Annotated in this window: 3 protein-coding genes; 2 read left to right on the plus strand and 1 reads right to left on the minus strand. The window is 35.8% G+C overall.

The genetic code is table 11. The annotated features are described in order from the left end of the window. Window positions 1–132 precede the first annotated feature (132 nt). On the plus strand, window positions 133–2439 hold the full coding sequence (locus ENL20_05410) for a T9SS type A sorting domain-containing protein (protein HHE37993.1): 2307 nt from the start codon (window positions 133–135) through the stop codon (window positions 2437–2439). A 6-nt stretch (window positions 2440–2445) separates the two neighbouring features. Beyond that, window positions 2446–3564 carry a hypothetical protein gene (locus ENL20_05415; GenBank protein ID HHE37994.1) on the plus strand — a complete coding sequence of 373 codons (1119 nt, stop codon included), beginning with the start codon at window positions 2446–2448 and terminating at the stop codon, window positions 3562–3564. 194 nt (window positions 3565–3758) lie between these two features. On the opposite strand, the gene ENL20_05420 is transcribed toward ENL20_05415, so the two are convergent. Continuing rightward, window positions 3759–4337, minus strand: a 579-nt coding sequence (locus ENL20_05420; protein ID HHE37995.1) for a sodium:solute symporter family protein, incomplete at its 5' end; no start/stop codon positions are given.

Below are 4337 nucleotides of genomic sequence, written 5' to 3' on the forward strand. Positions count from 1 at the left end.
AACCTCTACGAGGTTAGCAATATGACTTAATTTAAATTACAATTTGAAGTGGGAAATGTCAGTTAACATAAAATTATTATTGCTAAATTATCATTCATAAAAATATTTGAAAAAAATTTGTAGGAATCAGCGATGAAATTTATTACCTTTATTTTCATATTTTTTTCACTAAATGTTAATATCTTTGGTGATTGCTTAACACAGGAATTTGAACGATTTAATGAAAATACTTTCTGGTCGGGGAAAACTGCCAAAGAATTCGATCCGATTCAAAATCCAAAAACTGAATTTGATCAAATCACAGTAGAAAGAAACTGGACTTTGATCGACTCATTTTCTTTGAAAGAATATATTCCTGCAACTTTTCCTAACGGATATTATTTTGATGTCTATTTCAATCGGAATACGGAATCTTTAAGCACTTTCAGTACCGATATAACTTATTTAACCGATCTTGCAAAACAGGCAATTCAAAAAGCACCAAACTGGATGAGACATCCGTTAAATCTTCGCTTTAAATCTATTCCAATTGATAAACAGGATCTTTGGGCAGAAGTCATTCTCGATGCTTCATATCCTTATATCGATGAGATTGCTTTTGCGATCGCAACTCTTTCTCCTGCCTATTTGAGATCGAATCTGGCAAATCCGGAAGTTCTAATAATGAATGCTGTTTATATTTATCTGAACGACATTTATCTGGATTATGCGGATGTGATCGATTACGGAAGTTCTACTACCGATGAAAATTATTATTCTACAGTTGTATATTGGAAATTGAATGAAGATGGAGAAATGGAGCAGGTTGAGATTCCCAAAGAAATCTATTATATGTACATTGCTCATCCCAAAATAACAGATGAAATCCCGGCTTTTATCGATCCGACAATTTTAGAATACAATCATCAGGGAAATATTGTAGAGCCTGGTGAAGGTTATTTCTGGCATGATTATATTTTTAATCATACTTTTAATGATACTTTGAATTTGCGGGAGATGATGGCTGGCTGTGAATATGTCTGGGATGGGATCGGCTGCGATTGTCCGGGGGGAGAATGGTTCGCTCAACCGATTTCACCCTACGGAGACAGTCTCGATTATGCTCTTCATAGAATGTCGAAATGGATCAATGCGGATATGGAATTTACTTCTCCCGGAGACAGACCTCATCAACCTGTCAGAATTGCCTACAAAGGAATGGGAAGATGCGGAGAATATGCTGATTTAAATGCTGCCGTCGGACGCTCGCTGTTAATTCCAACCACAAGTATCAGCAACTGGATAAATATCTGGGATCATACTTTCAGTGAAATGTGGCTCGAAGATTGGGAACATTATGAATCTTATTATTGGGAATGGGGAGCGACTTTTTATGGAAGTTATGACAGCAATGCGATCTCTCCTTTTGAAGTCAGGAGCGATGGTTTGCTCACGACCGTAACTCATCATTATGTCGATTATTCCACGATAAATCTTTCCATTTTGGATGAGAATGATCAGCCCGTCGATGGTGGAAAAGTGAAACTTTATGTGCAAAGGCCAGATGAGGAAATTCTGCAATCTATGGTCGCTTATACTGATAATAACGGTTTGGTAACTTTCACAGTCAGTGACGGATTCGATTATTTTGCTCGTGCCGAAACCTGGATCGGAAATGCTCCTTCAATTGGAACTGCTCTTTTGGTCTCTTCTCCGGAACCAGGGGAAACCTGCAATTTAGCCTTGAATGTCTCAAATTCTATGCCGGAACCGGATTTGGTTTCGGTAGATCCTCCTGCCAATGAAATCGATGATTTTAAGATCGTTGTTGAATTTGATGTTCCGCAATATGCAATTAAAGGAGTGATCGAGCATGATGATATAGATGGTCTTGTTTATGACAAATCTTATGCCAAAATTATCGATACCGGATTTATAGATTTTTTTGTAACGGATGAATTTAATTCTAATATGTTCCTCGCAGAACAACAATTTGAGACAATTTACAGTAATCAAAATATCAATAGTGATGCTTATGAATTTGAACTTCCGGAAACAGATAACTGGCATTTCATTTTTTCCAACAGACTTCATATCCAGAATCCGCAAATGGTGAACGGCTCTGTAAAGTTATATCAGTATTCGACTTCAGCAGAGGATGAAAATATCGAAAGCACTGAAACATTTATCCGAAATTATCCCAATCCGTTTAATTCAACAACGACAATTTCGTTTCAATTAAACACCGAAATCACTGAAAACACCGAAATTGCAATTTATAATATTAAGGGACAGAAAGTGAAAACTTACAAAAATCTCCAAATCGATAAATCTTCAGATCAACAAATTGTCTGGGACGGAAAAGATGATAACAACCGAGATCAGAATTCAGGAATTTACTTCTGCAAGATTTCATCTTCGGGAAAAGAAATTTCTCAAAAAATGATCTTGATGAGGTAATAAATAATGAAGAACATTCTTTTAATTCTGGTTCTATTTTTTGGATTAACATATCTATCTATCGCAACGGAAAATCTTTATAATACTCCCTGGTCATACATACTGCAAGATATAAATATTAATGAGATCGTTAATAACAACACTTTCGAATTGATCGTGATGGATTATTCTGCGGATGGAACGGAATCCGGAGAATTCGGTTGGGAACAGATCGATTCCATCCAGGTTTCAGGAAAATATGCGATTTCCTATATTTCCATCGGAGAAGCGGAAAACTATCGTTTTTATTGGAATCCTGTTTGGGAAACAAATCCACCTTCTTGGCTCGGACCGGAAAATCCTGATTGGGAAGGAAATTATAAGGTTCGTTTCTGGGAATCCGAATGGCAGAATATCATTTTTTCTTATTTGGATAGAATCATCGAGCAAGGTTTCGATGGAATTTATATGGATATCATCGATGCTTATTATTACTGGATGGATGAGAATCCCGAGCAACCTCTCGCCGATTCCTTGATGGTAGAATTCGTCCATAATATCAGGAATTATATTGACACGCAAACAGGAAGAGACGATTTTTATCTCATACCGCAAAATGGGGAACAGATCATTATCGAAGCAAATGTTTTGGAAACTTTGAAACAGCAATATTTTAATGATATTTCTGCGATTGGGATCGAGGATATTTTCTTTTATGGAGATGATGATAATAACAATCCATACAATCCCGAGCAATACCGGATCGATGTTTTAACGGAATTTCTAAATGCGGGTATTCCTGTTTTTTCTGTGGAATATTTGACTCAACAATCATTGATCGATACATATTTATCAGCAGCGAATGATCAAAGTTATGTTCCGTATGTCTCGATTAGAGATTTGAATATTCTCAATAATGGAATGTTCATCGATTCTCCTGAATTGAATATTTTTTATGAAAATCAGAATATGATGCTTGTTTGGGATGAAATTATCGGTGCGGGTTATTATTTTATTTACTGTTCGGAAGATCCGTATTTTGATCCGGATGTTTCGAATTATTTGGATTCCACCGCAGTTCTCAATTATGAATTTACTCCGGTTTCAGAGAAATATTTTTATCTTGTAAAAGCGTTAAGAGATTGATCCAGTTAAACAGATGTTCAAATTATCCTCATTCCCAAATTTTATTTGGGAATGTTTATTGTTAAAAGTTTTACTTTGATTTTTAAATGGGAAGGAGATTTAACTAAACACGAAATGAAATTTCTTATCCAATTGTATTCCCAAATAAAATTTGGGAATAAGTGTGTAACGAAATTAATAAATTCAATTATCTTTTAGGATTTCTGCTTTGTTAAGATTTTATTCACAAGACCATAACCTGCTAAACCCAGAGATGTTGCCATAATTCCCATATAAAGTTCATCTACATTCTGCCAGAATCCTGTTAAAGGAATATTTCGCCAGACACTGACAGTTATCACACCCAAAATACTAGCAAAAACAAATTGCATATCTTTGATTTTTTTAGGAAAAATATATCCATACATAACCGGTAAAAGCAGGCAACTGGCAGAATAACTTCCCAGCGTTTTCCAGACTGCTTTGATATTTCCTTCAAATAAGAGACCCATCAAAACAGCGATAATTCCTACGATGATGATTCCCAATTGATGCAGATAAATCTTTCCTTTGAATCTTTTGGGCATCAGATCGAAAGAAACAGTTGTTCCGGCAATGAAAAGATAAGAATCTAATGTTGATAAAATAGTCGCCAGAATTCCTGCTAGAACGAATCCTCTAATCCCATCGGGTAGGATTTGCAGAGCATAGATCAAATAAGCTTTATCAGATGCTGCTTCCGGAATAACCGCACGAGCATACATTGCTCCGGAGGTCGTGCAAATATCGAATAA

The organism is Candidatus Cloacimonadota bacterium (genome assembly GCA_011372345.1).
GTDB lineage: Bacteria > Cloacimonadota > Cloacimonadia > Cloacimonadales > TCS61 > DRTC01.